Genomic DNA, 17,965 nt, shown 5'->3' on the forward strand with positions numbered 1-17,965 from the left:
TCCGGGTGGCCGTGTCGGCAACCGGAGGCATCAGACCACAACAGCTGCCAGATCAGGACAAGTGACGCCGAATCAACGGCGAGCGCAGAGGAATTGCAATCGTTGGAGCGACGAAGCAAGCCGGCCGGCAACGTAGACGATTTGACCTTCGCCGCGCGGCGTAGCCACGCGGTCATGCGGGCGCGAAGAGCGGTCGAGCGATTGTTGAACGGAATCGGCATCCAGGCGCAGCGCACCAGCGCCTGGAGCGTCTGGCAGCTTCGCCTCGTGGATCTCCTTGCGCAGCATCAGGTTCGCACCGTGATCGATGTCGGTGCCAATGACGGCTCCTACGCCGCAGATCTGATCCGATGGGGGTATCGCGGCCGGATATTGTCGTTCGAGCCGTTGCCGGAAGCTTGGCGCAGGCTGCATGACCGTGCGCGGCCGCATGCCGGGAACTGGCTGGTTGCGCCGCCCGTGGCGTTAAGCGATCGATCCGGGGAGGCGGCGTTTCACGAGGCGGGCAACAGCGTTTCCAGCTCTTTGCTGGCCATGACGCCGCACCATGTTGCTGCCGCCCCGGACAGCGCACCGCTCCGGACGATCAAGGTCAAGACCGAGACGCTCGATGCGGCGCTCGAATCCGTTGACGGAGCGCCCTATTTCCTGAAGCTCGACGTGCAGGGCGCAGAGGGCAAGGTTCTGGCGGGGGCGGCCGACACGCTCGATCGCGCGGTTCTGGGTGTTCAGCTGGAGATGAGCCTCGCACCCCTCTACGAATGCCAATCGGACGCCGGCGCGCTCGACGCTTTTCTGCGATCGCGCGGCTTCGAATGCTGGGACCTGATTCCGGTCTTCAGGCATCCGGGCACGCTGAGGCTCCTTCAATATGACGCGATCTACTTCAAGACGCCACGCGGGGCGCGCGCATGTTGAGAGTCCATTCGGGCCAGCATTATACCTATCAATATGCGACGCCCCGGGTCGAAACGGATTTCCGTATGAGCAGGGGGGCGATGCGCGAACTCGGCCGCAGGTCGCCCTTCCTCGCCGGCGCGATCGGTTGCCGGGTGCCCGCTGCCGCTCAATTGGTGCATACCTATAACGGCGTGCCGACCACGTTGAAGCCATTCGTGGTTTCCTGCGAATCCTTTCTTCCGCGCATATGGAACGAAGGTCTTCCCGCGAAGCTGAAGCCGCTGTTTCAACGGATATTGGCGAGCGACCATTGTCGCGCGATCGTCCCCATGAGCGAGCATGCCGCCACGCTGGTTCGGCTGCGCAACGCAGAATCGCCTCATGTCGCGCGCATCGCGGGCAAGGTTGCCGTAATTTATCCCAGCGTTGAAAAGGTGGACGACGGGCGCACCGGACCGGCGCTCGGTTCGGGACCGGTCACCCTCACCTTCGTCGGTCGCCATTTCGGCCGCAAGGGTGGGATAGCGTGCCTTTATCTTTCGGACCGGCTCGAACGCCTCGGGATCCGGCACGAGATGCACATCGTCAGCATCTACGAATCGGGACCGCACATCTGGACCGATACCGGCGAGGAATATTACCGCGCCCAGCTCCGCGAGCCGCGGTCCTCGGTATCTTTTCACAGCCGGTTGTCCTCTACGGACCTCGCCGCGCTGTTGCGGCGCTCGCATTTCGCGCTTCTCCCGACGATCGACGAAACGTTCGGCCTGTCGGTGCTGGATGCGATGGCCCTGGGCTGCGTGCCGCTGGCGACCGGGATTCGGGCGTTGCCGGAACTGGTGCCCAGCCCCGCGCTGCTGTTACGGGTCGAGACCGACGCTCTCGGGCGCTGGCGCCATCTCCCCGCATCGCGCGAGCGGCGCTGCACGGCGGACTATCGGCTGCTGATGGACGACGTCCAGCACAGCCTCGCGGAGCAGGCGGCTGCGACGATTGGCGCGCTTCTCGATACGCCGAACCTCCACGCCGAACTTGCGGAGGCCGGGCTCGCGCGGATCCGCGCCAGGCATCACCCCGTCGGTCAGGCGCAAGTATGGAGCGGCCTCTATCATCGTTGCATCGACATGCTCGCGAACTGAGCCCTTGCCGGCGATGCTCGCAATTCGCGAACTGCCTGGCGGTGCGGATGTCGTTCCGGCTGCGGCACAGCCAGGCGTCGCGGCGCGGGGCGGTCCGCATCTGCCGCGGCCGGGCTGCGTAGGGCCGTCGCATTCTGTGGGAATCGAATGCGATGACGGGCAGCCGGTGTCCCGGATGGCTTCATGGTCCGGCCCAGCAAGATGATCGCGTCCAACCAGCGCGCCGCCGCGCCGCCATCCCCCTTCAAAGGCTGGGTGACTGCATGCATCCCCCATTTTGATTGTCAGGAATATATCGGCCGCGCAGTCGAGAGCTTGCTGAATCAGACCTATCCCTGGGTCAGGATCATCGTGATCAACGATGGCAAGGAGCGTCCGCCATGGGACGCATTGCGCGGGTTCACCGACCGGCGCGTGTTGCGCTTCAATTTGTCGCAGCGCGCGGGCCCTTATTTCGCGCTCGAAGTTGCCCGCCGCGCGTCCCCCGACCCGTTTTTCCTGATTCAGGACGCCGATGATTGGAGCGACGCCGCACGCGTCGAGATCCTCCTGAATGCACTCGATACGCACAAGGCGGACTTCGCCGTGTCCGCTCAGCCGCAATTCATGCAGGACGCTTGCGGCAAGCTGACGCAAACGGGCGTGCGATGGTCGACTTCGAACGATGGGGAATGGGGCGAGATATATGCGATAAACAGAAATATTTCCGAGAATTTTCTCTACAGGGCGCCGCATCACGGACTATTCCGTTCCGATATCCTGCGCCGCATAGGAGGATATTACGGGGGGCATATGATAACTTGGGACACTATTGTGACCAATCTGATCATCATGCTGGGGTCGGTCGCCTGGACGCCGTTGCCCCTGTATAATCGTCTTATTCGCCCTGCTTCCCTGTCCCATGCCGAAAATACCGGTATCGATTCGGAATATCAGAAGAAGGTCCATGGCGGCCTGACACGGCTATACGACCGGATATACGCGGATTTCAGACGTTTCAAACGAGGCAGGATGCCGCTTTCCCGCCTGGAGGAGCGCATAAGATCGCTCAGCGGCGGTTGCGTCCCGGCGGCGCACCGGGCCGCTCTGAGCGAGGAAGCGGCGCGATTGCGAAACCATGTGAAGGAAATGCATCTTTGAGGTGAGGCGCCGGATATCGTTTCTCCAAGGCCAATCGCAACAGTTCGGGGTGGTAATGGGTATGCCAAAGTCGCGATCGGTGATGGCAGCGGCGTTGGGAAGCTATGTCGGCAGAGGCATTTTCATGAAGATGCTGCCGTTCATTTCCGAATACCGGCAGATGGCGTTCTTCGATCGCTACAATGCTTTGGTGCGTCCTGCGGGGGTTGTGCGTGTGGGTCGGACTTTTTTCGGCGCGCGCATCCTGTGCGATCTCGACGACAGTATTGGATGCCGGATATTCTTCTTCGGAGTGTGGGAGCCGAGTGTCTCGCTTGGCATCTCGCGCATGTTGCGGAGAGGGGACACGTTCATCGATGTAGGGGCAAATATCGGCTACGACAGTTTGCTGGCGGCCCATATCGTCGGTTCGACCGGAAAGGTCGTGGCGATCGAGGCCTCTCCCCGGATCGTCCCGTTGCTCGAAGACAATCTGAAGCTGAACCGATTCCGCAATATCCGGGTCGTTGCCGAGGCGGTGTCCGATGCGACACGGCGCATCCAGCTCTACGGAGGGGATGAAGGTAACCTCGGCCGTACCTCGCCATTGCCCCGCAACGGTCTATCCCCGCAGGAAGTGGTCGGGGCGCGTCCGCTCGACCAGATCCTGACGCCGGGGGAGCGGCGCTCCGCTCGCCTGATCAAGATCGACATAGAGGGTGGAGAATTGGCGGTTCTGCAGAGATTTGTCGACACCGTGGACCTGTATCCTCCCGATGTGAGAATCATCGTCGAGATGAGCCCGCAAGATGGAGGCGAGGAACTTGCGAAGGTCTTCTCCCGATTTATCGATCTCGGGTTCATCGCCTATGTCGTCGAGAATTCGTACAGCCTGTACGATTATATGCCGCCGAAGAGCGTATGGCCGCCGGTCAGGACCGAGGTTCTGCCGTCACAGCAATCCGATCTGATATTCACGCGGGAGCCATTGTACTGAATTGCAGAAGGATGCGCTGATCGCCCCCGCGATAGCGCGCTCTGGAACTCAGCCGCGAGATGGCGAGGGTGCTGCATCCCGCGCTTCCGGTCCGCGACGATCGCTTTGCAGAAAGGCGGCGTAGCTGCGGGCGATGCCTTCGCGCAGGCCGGTCTTCGCTTTCCACCCGAGGGTTGCGAGCTTGCTGACGTCCATGCGTTTGTTTTGAGTACCGTCCGGCCGCGTCAGATCGTGCAGGATTTCGCCGCTATGGCCGAGCACGTCCATGATCAGCATGGTCAGCTCGAGGATCGTTTTATCCTCGCCGGTGCCGACATTGACGGGGGCCGCGTCCGAATAGGTCCGACACAGATGGACGCAGGCGTCGGCGCAATCGTCCACGAACAGAAGCTCGCGCCGAGGCGTGCCGGTGCCCCAGACGACCACCGGGGTCCCCGCCAGCTTGGCCTCGTGCACCTTGCGGATCAGCGCGGGGACCGCATGGCTGGAGGCAAGGTCGAAATTGTCCCCCGGGCCGTAGAGATTGGCCGGCATGACCGAAATGAAATCACGGCCATGCTGCTTGCGAAAGGCCTGGACGAGCTTGACGCCGGCGATCTTGGCGACGGCATACCATTCGTTGGTCGGCTCCAGCGGGCCGGTCAGCAGCGCGCTCTCGACGATCGGCTGCGGCGCGAGCTTCGGATAGATGCAACTCGAGCCCAGAAAGACGAGCTTGCGCACATCGGCCGCATGCGCGCCTCCGATGACCGCGGTCTCGATCAGCAGATTGTCGAGCAGGAAGTCGACCGGATAGCGGTCATTGGCCAGAATGCCGCCCACTTTGCCCGCGGCGAGGAATACGACATCGATGCGCGTGTCCCGCATCCAGTCGAGCACCGCGGCCTGATCGCGCAGGTCGAGCGCTTCGCGCGCGACAGTCACCGTGTCGCAATTCTCCTGATCGAGGCGGCGTACCAGCGCGGAGCCCACCATTCCGCGATGGCCCGCAACCCACACCCGCTTGCCCGTCAGATCGAACATTGTTCAGACGCCCTTGCCGATCGGCGCGGTGCGCATGGTTTGCAGATCCGCTTCGACCATCTCGCGCGCCAGCTCGCGCGCGCTGGTCTCGTGCCTCCAGCCCAGTTTCGTATTCGCCTTTGTCGGATCGCCAATCAGCAGGCCGACTTCGGTAGGGCGAAAATAATGCGGGTCGACCTCGACGCGCAGCGTTCCGTCGCGCCGGCAATAACCCTTTTCCTCAATGCCTTGCCCTTCCCAGCGCAGCGGCATTCCGACATCCTCGAACGCCCATTCGGCGAAGGTGCGCACCGATGTCGTCTGGCCGGTCGCCAGCACATAGTCGCCGGGCTCGTCGGCCTGGAGCATCATCCACATGCCGCGCGCATATTCGCGGGCATGGCCCCAGTCGCGCTGCGCGTCGAGATTGCCCAGATAAAGGATTTGCTGCCGCCCCAATGCGATCGCTGCGGCGGCGCGCGTGATCTTGCGGGTCACGAACGTCTCGCCGCGCAGCGGGCTTTCATGATTGAAGAGAATGCCGTTGGACGCATGCATCCCATAGGCCTCGCGGTAATTCACGACGATCCAATGGGCATAGAGCTTGGCGGCCGCATACGGACTGCGCGGATAGAATGGCGTGGTCTCGCGCTGCGGAACCTCCTTGACCAGGCCGTACAGCTCGGACGTCGATGCCTGGTAGAAGCGCGTTTTCCCCGTCAGGCCGAGGATGCGGATCGCTTCGAGCAAGCGCAAGGTACCGACGGCATCGGCATTGGCGGTATATTCGGGCGTCTCGAAACTGACATGAACATGGCTTTGCGCGCCGAGATTATATATCTCGTCCGGCTGCGTTTCCTGGACCAGGCGAATGATGTTCGTCGTGTCCGCCATGTCGCCATAGTGGAGCGACAGTCGCGGATTCTCGATGTGCGGGTCTTCGTATATGTCCTCGATGCGGCTGGTATTGAACGAAGAGGATCGGCGTTTCATGCCATGAACCCGATACCCCTTCTCCAGCAGTAAGCGTGCGAGATATGCGCCGTCCTGGCCGGTAATGCCGGTGATGAGTGCGGTCTTGGCAGGCATCATCGCTCCACTGCTCGGTGCCAGGTCTTTGCGTGCTCCGATCCCGTACAGTTCCGCCACGCCGGCGATATCGGGGAAAGAGTGTGACGATGTTCGGATGGGGTGCGGCGTCGCGGGCTTCGTCTTGCGACAGTCGTCATCTACGCGCTCCCCGTTCTGCGACGATCACTATCGTCGTAGCGATAGTCATGTATACAAGACATATGTGGAGTTGTGCCGACGGATCATGTCTTCGGCAAGTTGTTGTGACGATAGGCGTCCCGTTGGCAGGGCCGGGTAAATCGCTGGCGGTTGAGACATCGCTCGGCAGGCGGCGTCTTCGGAAGAGAGGGCGGGCGATGGTCGCGGAGGTCATTTTCGAACGAGATCGGCCGAGTTCGCCGGTTGCCGTGTTGATGACGCATTACAATTGTGAGGCGTATCTCGCGGCCGCGGTTCGCTCGATACTGGAGCAATCCTGGCGAGATCTCGATCTGCTCGTTCTGGACGACGGTTCGCCGGGCGAGCAATGGCGCGAGGTGCTGGCGGAATTTCGGGCCGATCCGCGGCTGCGATTGTTCGCCAGCGATCGCAATGTCGGCACCTATCGCCTGAAGAGCGCGGTTATCCCCCATCTGAATGCGCGCTACCTCGCGTTTCAGGACAGCGACGACCTCAGCAGCCGCGCGCGCATCGAGCGCCAGCTCGCCGCGCTCGAGCGTCGTCGCCTCGACATTCTCGGCTGTTCCTTTTCGAGAATCGACGAAGCCGGGCATCCGATCGGGGATCGTCACATGCCGTCATCCTGCAATTGGCTCGAAAGGCTGGGCAAGACGCATTTCGTCCATCCACCGAGCTGTATCGTGCGCGGTCGGGTTTTCCGGACGATCGGCGCTTTCGACGGCACGACGCGCATCGGCGCCGACACCGATTTCGTATTGCGGGCGGCGCGGCGATTCCGGATCGGCAACCTGCGCGAACCCTTATATCTCTATCGCGAGCGTCGGAACTCGCTGACCGGGGATAGCGAGACCGGCTATGGTTCTCCCGTGCGGGAGGCTTATGCGGCGGCGATGCGGCAGCGTTGGCGCCGGCAGCGCCGGCAAGGAAGCGCTGCGGATCTTCATCCGGCTGCGATCGATCAGTCATTCACCTTGCGCGAAATCGCGTGAGCATCGGTCCATCGAGCGGCGAAAGCCGGCGTCTCTCCGACGGGGCGAACCCGTACCGATGCTGGCTCGATACGCGAGGCGCGGCAATTGCCGCGGGGGATGGCGCGCATTGGTTCGCCTGCCTTACGCGCGAGACCGAATCGCTGGTCGGCTCCGCTATCGCCAGGCAGGCAGGGCGCGAGGACGAGAACAGGCTGGCGGTGCTGGTCGCGCCCCGCCCCGCGCCGGAGGTGACTGCGCGCAACGACGGGCCCGTCCAGGCCTTTCTGGCGTCGGGTCCCTGGGTGGAGCGATTCCTTTCGGGGAGTGGATTGCCGCCGGAGCGAGGCTGCTATCATGCGCTGGAACTCGCATTGTCCGGCAAGGCCGGAAACGTGCACGTCGATATCGTGCATGATGACGCGCTCCCGGTGTCGTGCGATCCCGCGCTGCGCGACGTTTCGGTGGAAGTCCTCATTCCGCATCGCGGCGAGGATGCCCTTTTGCGGATCTGTGCGGAGGCGATCGCGCGGCAGAGCCATCGCTGCGATGTCCGGCTCTGCTTCGATCAATTGGCGGATCCCGCGATCGTGCGGGAGCTTCGCGCTGGAGCCGGTGCCGCTTGCTTTGCCGTCTCGCCCGCTCCTGCCGGACCCTATGTCATACGCGAACATTTCGGACGTACCAGCAACGCCGATTTTATCGCGTTCCAGGACTCCGACGACATGTCGCTGCCGCAGCGCGTGTCGCGCTTGCTCGACCATGCCGTTGGCGGCGACGCGGATATGGTCGGCTGCCACGAGCTTCGCCTCGACGAGATCGCCGGCAGGGTCGAGGCCATCCGATTCCCGCTCGACGTGAACCGGGCGCTCGACCAGGCGACGGGGCACGCGCAATTCTTTCCGACGACCTTGTTGCGAACGGGGTTCTTCCGCGCGACCGGCGGCTTCTCGACCTCGCGTCGATACGGGGCGGATTACCAGTTCCTCCTGCGCGCGAGCCGCTGCGGGCGGATCGCGAATCTCGATGCGTTTCTGTATGTGCGCCGGCGACGAAACGGATCGCTGACCACGGCGCGCGGAACATCGCTTCGTTCGCCGCGCCGCAGACTGCTCAACTGGCGCTGGAAGGCTGCTTTCGCAGCGGTTCAGGCGGGCCGTCTCGAGCTCGGGCAGTCCTCGCTGCGTGCGACGCGCGCTTCGCGGGAATATGTATTCACCGATCTTAGAACCGGAATCCGGGAATCGGCTTGTTTATAGTGGGAACCTGCGGCGCGGAAAGTCTCGGACACGAGATGCGGCGGACGATTCAATCCGGTCAAGAATCAGAAACAATCGATTTGATGCGGATTCTGTAGAATAGGTGCCGTCCGCAGGACACGCTAGGAATAGTCGTTTCGACGCTTCCAAAATATCGCTTTTAGTGGCTTGACCAATTGCCAGAACCCAGAATAGGTTCGAGTACCGTTGCGCATATGGCGCATTACCAAGTCCCCCACGGCGAAGGGATTAGTGTCATGCTGAACGAGTGCCTCACTGGCGCGACGGTGTCTGCTGACTATAGCGCACCGGACGCGACTCAGCCTCAGCCTCGAACTTCGGTATTCTTCGCAGTCGCACCCGTTTGGGATCTGAGCTTTCAGAGCATAGGTATTCCCGCGTTGATCGCATGGTGCCGCGAGGCCGGATACGTGACCGAATCGTGCGATCTGAATATTGCCTTCAATCGTCAGTTCGGCGGTAACGAGCTGGATGCCGACCGGATTCAGGCGGCTTACGAGGCGATCACCTCGGATCCCGTTTTTCGGGACAGCTATCTTTTGAGGTCCGCGACCGAGAAGGTGCGCCTGCCGCTGCCGTTCGGTTTCGCGGAAATCGTCTGCAACAATTATTCGCGGCTTCCGGATTTCCTCGAGGACGAACGGTTCAATCCGTTCATCGCCTTCGCGCGCGCGAATTCCTTTATCGACCGCATCGCCGCAGCGCCGGCGGATCGCCCGCTCCTGGTCGGCATGGGCTGGGACGGCGAGAACCAGGTCATCGCCACGTTGACGATCGCACGCGAGATCAAGCGGCGCCGTCCCGACGCGCTGGTCATGATCGGCGGGCCTTGGGCGACTGCCATGTCGGACGTCCTGCGTCTCGAAGCCGTGCTGCTGCGCGACATCGACTTCATTCTTCCCAAAAAGGCCGAAGCGCCTCTCACGGAGTTGCTGCAGGTCCTCGATCGGGAGGGCGGCGGTCGGCCGAAGGGGTTGATCCCCGGAGTGATGATCAACGAAGGCGGTGCGTTCAGCCCGTATTTCCCGAACTCGACCCCCGTCAAAGCGGAGAATCTGCCGCGGCCCGCGCTGTTCCCGCTGACGGACTACCGGCGCGAGAATGTGCTTCCCTATGAAAGCGAGAGGGGCTGTTATTGGGGCAAGTGCAAGTTCTGTCATCACATCCTGACCTATACGCACGGCCATAACTCCAAGCCGATCGCCAAGGTGATCGACGACTTGAAGGCTTATGCGGAGGAATTCGATTACGAAGTCGCGGCGTTCGTCGATGCGGCCATGCCGCCCAAGCGCGTGCGCGAGATCGCAGAGACGTTCCTCGCCGAGGACATGAACCTGCGATGGGCGGGATTCTGTCGCGCCGAGCGGTCCTTCACGCCGGAAATCTTCGAGGTGGCGCGCCGTTCGGGCCTCGACGTGCTGAGCTTCGGGGTCGAGCATGCCAGCAAGAAGGTGCTGGACTTCATCGGCAAACCGCAAAATCCGGCAGAGATGCGACGGGTGCTTCAGGACTGCGCGGAGGCGGGTATATACACGACCGCCGGCGTGATGAATGGTTTGCCGTCCGAGACGTATGAGGATCTGGACGAGCTTCTCGACTTCCTCGATACCATCAAAGACTTCGTGTATTTGCATCCCCACATGTTCAAGTTCGAACGGGGATCGGAATTCTTCCGAAACGCCGAACGTTATGGCTTGAAAGTGCTCGAGAACCATCCGGAAAGCCGGCTGGCGATCTATCACGATTTTGAAGACGCCAATGGCGGCGAGACCCGGCAGTTCATCAAAGAGACCAATCTGAATCAGAATTGGTGGCGCGAGAACATGCGCCGGACGCTGGACTGGAAGAGCAAGAAGACCAAGGGCTTCTGCAAAGCGGTGGAATTCATTGTCGACCATTGAGCCTTGCGGCGGCGGGGCGCCGGTGCGGGTGGATGTGTCGCTTTGCGATCTCTGCGATGGCTGCAACGCGATCTGCCCGACCAGCGCCATTCGGGTGCGTGCCGACAGCTGGTCGCTGATCGAGGATGCCTGCATCAGCTGTGGCTTCTGCGTCACCTTCTGTCCCGTCGAGGCACTGGCCATGGGCGTGAAAAAAGCGGGGTTCGCGGGCTGATGCCGTCCGTGGCGTGGGATGTCGTCGTGGTCGGCGCCGGACCGGCGGGCGCTTCGGCTGCACGCGAAATTGCCGCGGCGGGATGGCGCACCCTGCTCATCGAGCGGCATCCGACGCTCGATCGGCCGGTTCGGTGCGGCGAATTGCTGCGAACCTCCTCGCTCGCGGCGGCAGTCGATCCTGACGGAGCCTGGACGGTGAAGCGGTTTTCCGCCTACGCTATCTGCGGACCGATGGGTGCCGCCGCGGTGTTCGAAGGGGAAGATTTCGGCCGGATGATCGATCGCCGGCTGTTCGACGTGCATCTCGTGCGCCTCGCCGAGGCTGCCGGCGCTGAAATCCTTCTGGGTGCCGAACTGGTTGGCCTGAAACGGCATGCGTCCTTCTTCGAGCTCGAGATCGATGGCGGTCGCGCGCTGAAACTGTCGGCGCGCTACGTGATTGCTGCCGACGGCGTTGCGTCGCGCACGGCGCGTTGGCTGGGACTGCGCTCCGCCGGCAGTCTGAGGGGCATCGCCGCGGCGGCGTTCGGGACGCTCACCGCTTCGGGGCTGGACGATATGCTGCCGGCGTTGCGTTTCGGGGCCGATATCGCCCCGGGCGGCTATGCCTGGATGTTCCCGCTTGGCGAAGGTCGCGCCAATATCGGCGTGGGGATGGAAGCCAGGGCCGGCGGGCCGGGTGCCATGGCCGCGCTTCGCGCTTATGCGGGGCAATGGCGCGGCGCGGCGCTCGACGACATGCGCGCCGGCGCGTTGCCCATCACGCGGCCATTGCCGGCAGCGCATGTGGAAGGCGCGCTCGTCGTCGGGGACGCGGCGCGGCATGTGAACCCGCTCACCGGCGCAGGTATCGGCAATGCGGTGCGCTCGGGAACGCTCGCCGGCAAGGTCCTTGCCGATGCGGCCGGACGCGGGGACAGGTCCGCGCAGTCGCTCGGCAAATTCGATCAATTATGGCGCAGCGAGAACCGCGACTTCCACATGCGGTCCCTCGCGATACGCCGGTATCTGAACGGTATTTCGGACGATGACCTCGATGCTGCGATCCGCCGATTGCCCGCCCGGAACGCGCATCTCTCGGTCGCTCAGGATCTGGGTATGATGACGAGGGGCGCAGCATGACCTATGTTTCGGACCTGCTTCTGCAAATTGTCGACGCCGCCGACACCCGGCGGCGGGTGCGGGACGAATGCCTGCGCCTGCTCGAGCCGCTGGAGCCGATCGAACAAGCGCAGTTGCGCCCGCTGCTCGGTTACTATGGCGGCAAATGCATGGGATATCCTGCCATCTGGGCGGTCTCGCGGGCATTGGGTCTCGATACGGAACGTGAGGCGTGGCTGATCGCGCAGGTCCGCGCGACCTTGTTCATCAACATCACCACTTCGATCGTCGACGACCTGTTCGATCAGGACGAGAGTGCCCAGGTCGAGCATCTCGGGGTGCTCTATCTCCTGATTTTCGAGGCCATGCTGACCGCGCAATGGTCGCCGGATTTCGCAGCGCCAGCACGCACTGCGTTCGTGCGGGCATGGCGCAACGTCACGCAGCGGGTTGAGGTTCACGACGCGAAGGCCATTCGCGTGCGCGGCCAGCGCATTGGCGCATTCTTCGCGCTGACCGCGGAAGCGTGCGCAGCCGCGCTCGACCTGCCGGCGGAGCGTACGCGCATTCTCGTCGATCTGATCGAGAGTTTCGGCAATCTCTGCGGCCATATCGACGATGTGCTCGACGTCGCCACCGACCTTGCCCGTGGCGAGACCGCCAACGCGGTGCTGCTGGCGCTCGGCGGTGATCAAGGCGGGGATCCCGCGCTGATGGAAGCTCGGCTGGCTTCGCCCGGCGGCCGTCAGACCACCGAACGTTTCCTCGCGGACGAGTTCGAAGCGGTCGCGCGGGCGGCGGAGGCGGCCGGTTGCGCGGAACTCGCGAAGAGCCTGCGCGGTGCCGGAACGAAGGTGTTCGAATTCCTCCCGCTCGACTGGAACGCCATGGCGCCGGGACAGATGTCGCAGCCGGTGGCGATCTGATGCTGGATACCGCCCGTCCAATGCGCCTCGCGCCAGCGGCGAGCGAGGGTTCGGTGCTCGCGGTCGCGCGGCAGATGAGATTCGCGCTGGACGATATGTATTGCGGGCCGGCGACCGCGGAAGGGCGCGTTCGAGGCGCACTCGCGGACATTGGCGTCGCGGCGGACGTCATCGTGTTCGGGCAATATGCGGCAAGGGCCGCCTTCGTGTCGTTCGACGGCACGAACATGCTGGTCTCCTCCGGCGACGCTTCGGTCGCGGATCAGATCGAGGCGATCGTCGGCGCGGGAGAAGTCCACTGGATCGCGGATGGCGTATGGAATCTTTCCGATCGGGCGAGGGCGGCTGCCATCGCCGCACCGCGACTGCTCCTGGTAAATCCGAGTTTCAGCGGGTTCGACCATATTGCCTCCCCGGTGCTGGGACTGGGGTTGCTGGTCAGCTTTCTGCGCAAGCATCTGCTCGCGCGCGTCGAGCTGCTCGACTTCAAACTGGGCGCCTCGCGCGAGGACCTCATTGCGTCGCTGGATCGCTTCGATCCCCAGATCGTCGGAATCTCGATCGACTTCGACGAAGTCGAGAATGCGATCGAATTGCTCGAGCTGTGCCAGGCCCCTGGCCGCCTGTTGCTTGCCGGCAATTATCTCGCGCGACTCAACGCCGAGAGGTTGATCGGCCGTTTTCCCGAACTGATCGTCGCTGCCGGCGAGGGCGAAAACACGATGATCGACGCCGTTCGTCTGCAGCGCGGCGAGATCGCCCGGGCGCAGATCTCGGGCGCGATATGGCGCGATCCCACGCAGCCGGGCTTGCGCCGCAATCCGGTCGCGCTGGCCTCGCTGGACGATTCGGTCCTGCCCGCGCCCGACAGCGTCGAGCGGCTGCGCACCGGGCGGGTGGCGTTCGGACTCGAGCTGAGCCGGGGCTGTTCCTACAACGCCTGCACTTTCTGCCCGCGCGATCACAAGACCCGCAAGTGGCGGGCGGCTTCGGTTCCCGCCTCGATCGAAGCGATCGCCCATTGGGTGTCCGCCCTCGACGTCACCGAAGCCCAGGCGCGAAGCATCTACTTCGTCGACGAAGAGTTCATCGGCTATTCGTCCGAGATCGACGTCACCGAACGGCTCGCCGATTTCGCCCATGCCTTTGCCGCGCGCGCGCTGGACGTGCGTTGGGAAATCAACACGCGTGTCGATCAGATCGTCGATCCCGATCGGGATTTCGACTGGCATGCGCGCCGCTGGGAAGCATTGGCGGCGGCGCGCGACGCGGGGCTCGGCCGGATTCTCATCGGAGTGGAATCGGGTTCCGACAGCGTTCTGACCCGTTTCGTGAAAGGGCAGACGGCGGAGCAGGCGATCGAATCGATGCGCGTTCTTTCGCTTCTCCGCATCGATAGCCGGGTGACGTTCATCACCTATGATCAGATGATGAGCCCGGACGAACTCGGCGAGAATTTTCTGTTCCTCGGGCGGCGGGACGCATTGCTGTCAAAGCCCGGCGCACCCGTCTCGGCAGTCGATCTGCAGGCCGCTGTCGAGAATGGCGCGGGTTTTCCGAGCATCGGGCGCGTGTTCGAAAAGGTCACCTATCTCCACAATGAGATGAAGCCGCTGCCGGACAGTCATTTCATCCGTCAGATCGCGCGCGCGCGCGCCGCGGAGAACTGGACGAGCACATACCGGTTTCCAGCGATCGCGATCGCCGCCGGTCACGGTGCTCGCTGGATGAACGTCGCGAACCATCTCACGATGTTGTTGTTGCGTCTGGCGCAGGACAGGATCGACGGGCGCCAGCGCTTGCGCCTCATGGGGCGTATCCATCACGGGTCCTATGCCGTGCTCGGCGGCGCCGCCGTCGCCGTGGGCGCGCAGAACCCGGCGGTGCGTGCGGCCGCCGGCGCCGAGCTGGCGGAGTTCGGCATCGCGCTTCCGTCCACGATCGCCGACATGCCGGACCGCATGCGTAGCCTGCTCGAAATTTTGCTGGCCGATGTCGCGAACACTTTGGGCGAGGTGATCGATGCCGATGCGCGCGACACGCTTCGGCAAGAGCTGGACTGACGATGTGCGGTATCGCAGGCTATGCTGATCCAGCGATCGGCCCCGGCGAGGCGCTCGCCAGGCTGACGCCCGCGCTCGAACGCCTGCGTGCACGGGGGCCCGAGGGCCGGGCCAGCGTCTGGAACGCGGGCGTGGCGCTCGGCCACACGATGCTCAGCTTTCTGGATGCCGAACATGGCGCCCAACCGATGGAGACGCCCGACCGTTCGGCAGCGCTGACCTTCAACGGAGAGATTTATAACGCGCGCGAACTGGCAGCGGATCTTGCGCGGCGTGGCGTTACGCTGACGGGGCATTGTGACGCCGAGGTCGTGCTGCATTTGCTGCGGCTCGACGGTTTCGCGGCGCTGGCGCGGCTCGACGGGATGTTCGCGCTCGCTTTCCACGATCGCAGTGCGGGAACGCTCCTCCTGGCGCGCGATCGTTTTGGGGAGAAGCCGCTTTTCTGGGCGTGCCTGCCGGGAGGTGGACTGGCATTCTCCTCCCAGCTCGACGCGCTGGCGGTGCTGGCCCCGGCCGGCGTGGATCCGCACGCGCTGGTCGGATTCCTTCGATACAATGCGGTAGGCTGGCCCCACGCGATGCTCAAAGGCGCGCGCAAGGTTGCGCCCGGCACTGCCATTGCGTTTTCGGGAGGCGTGGCGCGCGAGTGCCGATATTGGGCGCCCGCCATCCATGGTGACGATGAACCGGAAGACGCGGGCGATCTGACCGCCTTGTTCGTCGAGCGCGTAAGGCGATGCCTGACCACCAGCGACGTTCCGCTCGGCCTTTTCCTGAGCGGCGGGCTCGACTCCGCGCTGGTCGCGGCAGCCGCATGTCGCGCGGATCTCCAGCCGCCCGCCTGGACGCTCGGTTTCGAGGAAGCCAGCTATGACGAGAGCGACGCTGCCGCCGAAACCGCACGCTCGCTGGGACTGCAGCACCACATCGTACGCGTTGGATTGGCCGATCTCGCCGCTGCCGCCACCCGATTGCTGGATGCAGTAGACGAGCCGATCGGCGACCCGTCGCTCTTGCCGACGAGTCTGCTCGTCGAAGCGGCCTGCCAACAGGTCAAGGGCGCTTTGGGCGGCGACGGCGCCGACGATCTTTTCTTCGGCTATCCATTCTACAGCACTCTGGCGCTGTATCGCCTGGCCGATCGCCTCGACGAGCGGATGCTGCGAGGGTTGCTCGCACTGATCCCGGCGGGCACGCGCAACATGCATCCCGCCCTCATTCTGCGGCAATTGACCCGTGGTGTCGGCGTGGCGCCGCATATGCGGTTTGCCGAGGTCTATGGTGCCTTCGATGCCGAGGAACTCCCCGCGGTCCTCGCTCCGGAACTTCATGAACAGCTTGGCGATGCCGAAGAGCCGATGGTGTGGCCGGGCGCGCGATACGACCCTGCCGATCAGATCGCGCAGACCCATTTGGGCATGCTTCGCCATTTCCTGACCGACGTGATCCTGACGAAGATCGACCGGGCAGGGATGGGGCTGGGCTTCGAAATCCGCTCGCCCTTCCTCGGCGCCGACATTGCCGCTGCGGCCTTCGGAATGCCCCGCCGCGCGAAGTACAGCCGTGGAAAGGGAAAACTGGCGCTGCGGCGGCTCGCATCCGATCTGCTCCCGCCCGCGGTGCGCGAGCGGCGCAAGCGCGGATTCCGCATGCCCCTCGCCGCGATGCTGCGCGGTCCGTTTCGCGAGGAAGCCCGCGCCAGCCTGCTTGACGCGCCCGCGTCTTGTCGGCTGTTCCGGTCGTCCGCTTGCGAGCGTCTGCTCGACGAACATCACCGGGGCCGCGTCGACCATCAGAAAAAGCTCTGGGCGATGATCAGCGCCCAGCGCTGGGCAAATCGGATACCTGCCTGATGGCCGGGCATCGCATCCATATCCTTTCCGCCGGCACCTGGGGCGAGATGGGCAATCAGCTGGCCGCCCGGGCGCTGGCATCGGTCGTCGAGCAAGCCGGCCATGACATCGTCGGTTGCGGACCGATCGAAGAAATCGCTCCGCTCTTCGCCACGATCGGCGCCCGCATCCGGGCGCTCACCTTCGAAGCCGCCGGTCCGCAGGATCGCGCGAGGCGCTATCTTTCCCTCATGAACGAGCTCGCCGCGGAGGTCTTCACGCCCGGATTCGAGCTGACCGGCGGAAATCCGGTTCTGGCGCCCACGATCGAGGCGGTGGCCGAAGCGATCGGGGCTTCCGGGGCAGACGTCGTGATCGGAACCAAGGGTGCGATAACGCGGATCGCGGTCGCTGCGGCGAGAAAGCTGGATCGACCGATCGCCGTGGTGAACCATCTTACCAATCACGGACTGCTTCGGCTGCCGATCCATCGTGCGACCACCGCGCACGCGCATATGGTGCAAATCGAGGAAGCGCGGCAGGAAGTCATGGCCCATTGCGACTGCGGGCCCGAACGCGTCTTCGTGCTGGGTGCGATCACCGCCGCCGAGAATCTGGCCGCGATGTTGACGGGCGGGCGCGGCGAAGCCGGTGGTCCTGCTGGCCGCGGCGCGACCATGAAGCCGGTGCAGCTGGTGATCCTGAGCAATCGCGGCGGCCCCCCGTTTCTCGAGATCGCGTCCCTGCTGGCCGCGTCGCCGTTGGCGGCCCGGGCCGATGTGGTTTTCATCGACGCGGCGGATCCGGCCGCGGTGGATGCCTTCAATGCTCTCGCGGCACGCCACCGGCTGGGCTGGCGGGGGTTCGGGCGGCTGTCGCAGGCGGAATATCTGGCGGAACTGGCCCGGCTCGACTTTGCCCAGGTCCCTTTGCTGGTTTCGAAGCCCGGCCCGAATACGGTGATGGAGGCGCTGCGCATCGGCGTTCCCTGCCTCTTGCTGGACAGTGGATTGCCGATGGAAGCCTGGGTGCTCGATTATGTTCGAGACAAGGGTTTCGGCAGCGGCGCCGATCATCCCGCGGCGCTGGTCTCCGAGCTGTCGGCAATCGTCGCCGGGGAGCGGATTCCCGATTGGCGGGACCGCATCGATGCGTTGCGCCGAACGCTCTTCCGACCGGAATTGAGCGTGGCTGCAGCGGCGGCGGCGATCTCATCGGCGCACCGGATCGTGCATTCCGCGGAGGTCGCCCTTGCATCGCAATGACC

15 protein-coding genes are annotated in these 17,965 nt (G+C 63.9%); 13 read left to right on the forward strand and 2 right to left on the reverse strand.

Annotated elements, in window-relative coordinates; genetic code table 11:
- The first annotated feature begins 141 nt into the window (after positions 1-141).
- The 4 genes from Q9Q95_RS12990 to Q9Q95_RS13005 all read left to right on the forward strand — a co-directional run bounded on the left by Q9Q95_RS12990 (position 142) and on the right by Q9Q95_RS13005 (position 4,155).
- Positions 142-918 (forward strand): FkbM family methyltransferase, encoded by a 777-nt coding sequence (locus Q9Q95_RS12990; RefSeq protein ID WP_306097552.1) that lies wholly within the window; start codon positions 142-144, stop codon positions 916-918.
- Positions 912-2,039: a glycosyltransferase family 4 protein gene (locus Q9Q95_RS12995; protein WP_306097553.1), complete on the forward strand. Its 1,128-nt coding sequence runs from the start codon at positions 912-914 to the stop codon at positions 2,037-2,039. Before Q9Q95_RS12990 ends, Q9Q95_RS12995 begins: the two co-directional genes overlap by 7 nt.
- Positions 2,040-2,222: 183 nt before the next feature.
- Positions 2,223-3,179 carry a glycosyltransferase family A protein gene (locus Q9Q95_RS13000; RefSeq protein WP_306097554.1) on the forward strand — a complete coding sequence of 319 codons (957 nt, stop codon included), beginning with the start codon at positions 2,223-2,225 and terminating at the stop codon, positions 3,177-3,179.
- A 124-nt stretch (positions 3,180-3,303) separates the two neighbouring features.
- Positions 3,304-4,155, forward strand: coding sequence for an FkbM family methyltransferase (locus Q9Q95_RS13005; RefSeq protein ID WP_306097555.1), 852 nt, complete (start codon positions 3,304-3,306; stop codon positions 4,153-4,155).
- Between the two features lie 48 nt (positions 4,156-4,203).
- Here Q9Q95_RS13005 and Q9Q95_RS13010 read toward each other — a convergent pair whose 3' ends face one another.
- Both Q9Q95_RS13010 and gmd read right to left on the reverse strand, forming a co-directional pair.
- The gene (locus tag Q9Q95_RS13010; protein WP_306097556.1) at positions 4,204-5,178 is read right to left on the reverse strand and encodes a GDP-L-fucose synthase; all 975 of its coding nucleotides are present in this window, start codon (positions 5,176-5,178) and stop codon (positions 4,204-4,206) included.
- 3 nt (positions 5,179-5,181) lie between these two features.
- Entirely contained in the window at positions 5,182-6,249 is a 1,068-nt protein-coding gene (gmd, locus tag Q9Q95_RS13015) for a GDP-mannose 4,6-dehydratase (RefSeq protein ID WP_306097557.1), read from the reverse strand.
- Between the two features lie 86 nt (positions 6,250-6,335).
- Here gmd and Q9Q95_RS13020 point away from each other — a divergent pair, with 86 nt between their 5' ends.
- The 9 genes from Q9Q95_RS13020 to Q9Q95_RS13060 all read left to right on the forward strand — a co-directional run bounded on the left by Q9Q95_RS13020 (position 6,336) and on the right by Q9Q95_RS13060 (position 17,963).
- Positions 6,336-7,397, forward strand: coding sequence for a glycosyltransferase (locus Q9Q95_RS13020; RefSeq protein WP_306097558.1), 1,062 nt, complete (start codon positions 6,336-6,338; stop codon positions 7,395-7,397).
- Positions 7,394-8,635, forward strand: a complete 1,242-nt coding sequence (locus Q9Q95_RS13025) for a glycosyltransferase family 2 protein (protein WP_306097559.1) — start codon at positions 7,394-7,396, stop codon at positions 8,633-8,635. Before Q9Q95_RS13020 ends, Q9Q95_RS13025 begins: the two co-directional genes overlap by 4 nt.
- 257 nt (positions 8,636-8,892) lie before the next feature.
- The gene (locus Q9Q95_RS13030; RefSeq protein WP_306097560.1) at positions 8,893-10,557 is read left to right on the forward strand and encodes a radical SAM protein; all 1,665 of its coding nucleotides are present in this window, start codon (positions 8,893-8,895) and stop codon (positions 10,555-10,557) included.
- Complete coding sequence (locus Q9Q95_RS13035; protein WP_306097561.1) at positions 10,544-10,771, forward strand: 4Fe-4S binding protein; 228 nt, start codon at positions 10,544-10,546, stop codon at positions 10,769-10,771. The genes Q9Q95_RS13030 and Q9Q95_RS13035 overlap by 14 nt, the downstream gene beginning before the upstream one ends.
- Positions 10,771-11,895 (forward strand): geranylgeranyl reductase family protein, encoded by a 1,125-nt coding sequence (locus Q9Q95_RS13040; protein WP_306097562.1) that lies wholly within the window; start codon positions 10,771-10,773, stop codon positions 11,893-11,895. Before Q9Q95_RS13035 ends, Q9Q95_RS13040 begins: the two co-directional genes overlap by 1 nt.
- Positions 11,892-12,800 (forward strand): hypothetical protein, encoded by a 909-nt coding sequence (locus Q9Q95_RS13045; RefSeq protein ID WP_306097563.1) that lies wholly within the window; start codon positions 11,892-11,894, stop codon positions 12,798-12,800. Before Q9Q95_RS13040 ends, Q9Q95_RS13045 begins: the two co-directional genes overlap by 4 nt.
- A 20-nt stretch (positions 12,801-12,820) precedes the next feature.
- On the forward strand, positions 12,821-14,863 hold the full coding sequence (locus Q9Q95_RS13050) for a radical SAM protein (RefSeq protein ID WP_306097564.1): 2,043 nt from the start codon (positions 12,821-12,823) through the stop codon (positions 14,861-14,863).
- Positions 14,864-14,865: 2 nt separating this feature from the next.
- The gene (asnB, locus tag Q9Q95_RS13055) at positions 14,866-16,719 is read left to right on the forward strand and encodes an asparagine synthase (glutamine-hydrolyzing) (RefSeq protein ID WP_306097565.1); all 1,854 of its coding nucleotides are present in this window, start codon (positions 14,866-14,868) and stop codon (positions 16,717-16,719) included.
- Positions 16,719-17,963, forward strand: a complete 1,245-nt coding sequence (locus tag Q9Q95_RS13060) for a hypothetical protein (RefSeq protein WP_306097566.1) — start codon at positions 16,719-16,721, stop codon at positions 17,961-17,963. The genes asnB and Q9Q95_RS13060 overlap by 1 nt, the downstream gene beginning before the upstream one ends.
- Positions 17,964-17,965: the final 2 nt, after the last annotated feature.

Origin of the sequence: Sphingomonas sp. DG1-23, assembly GCF_030730875.1 — a bacterium.
In the GTDB taxonomy this organism is placed as follows: Bacteria; Pseudomonadota; Alphaproteobacteria; order Sphingomonadales; family Sphingomonadaceae; genus Sphingomonas.

What these genes read in the sequence shown, in the direction of transcription:
- Q9Q95_RS12995 (WP_306097553.1), top strand. Translation starts at nt 912, where the DNA reads ATGTTGAGAGTCCATTCGGGCCAGCATTATACCTATCAATATGCGACG.
- Q9Q95_RS13000 (WP_306097554.1), top strand. Translation starts at nt 2,223, where the DNA reads ATGGTCCGGCCCAGCAAGATGATCGCGTCCAACCAGCGCGCCGCCGCG.
- Q9Q95_RS13005 (WP_306097555.1), top strand. Translation starts at nt 3,304, where the DNA reads ATGAAGATGCTGCCGTTCATTTCCGAATACCGGCAGATGGCGTTCTTC.
- Q9Q95_RS13010 (WP_306097556.1), bottom strand. Translation starts at nt 5,178, where the DNA reads ATGTTCGATCTGACGGGCAAGCGGGTGTGGGTTGCGGGCCATCGCGGA.
- gmd (WP_306097557.1), bottom strand. Translation starts at nt 6,249, where the DNA reads ATGATGCCTGCCAAGACCGCACTCATCACCGGCATTACCGGCCAGGAC.
- Q9Q95_RS13020 (WP_306097558.1), top strand. Translation starts at nt 6,336, where the DNA reads ATGTTCGGATGGGGTGCGGCGTCGCGGGCTTCGTCTTGCGACAGTCGT.
- Q9Q95_RS13030 (WP_306097560.1), top strand. Translation starts at nt 8,893, where the DNA reads ATGCTGAACGAGTGCCTCACTGGCGCGACGGTGTCTGCTGACTATAGC.
- Q9Q95_RS13040 (WP_306097562.1), top strand. Translation starts at nt 10,771, where the DNA reads ATGCCGTCCGTGGCGTGGGATGTCGTCGTGGTCGGCGCCGGACCGGCG.
- Q9Q95_RS13045 (WP_306097563.1), top strand. Translation starts at nt 11,892, where the DNA reads ATGACCTATGTTTCGGACCTGCTTCTGCAAATTGTCGACGCCGCCGAC.
- Q9Q95_RS13050 (WP_306097564.1), top strand. Translation starts at nt 12,821, where the DNA reads ATGCGCCTCGCGCCAGCGGCGAGCGAGGGTTCGGTGCTCGCGGTCGCG.
- asnB (WP_306097565.1), top strand. Translation starts at nt 14,866, where the DNA reads ATGTGCGGTATCGCAGGCTATGCTGATCCAGCGATCGGCCCCGGCGAG.
- Q9Q95_RS13060 (WP_306097566.1), top strand. Translation starts at nt 16,719, where the DNA reads ATGGCCGGGCATCGCATCCATATCCTTTCCGCCGGCACCTGGGGCGAG.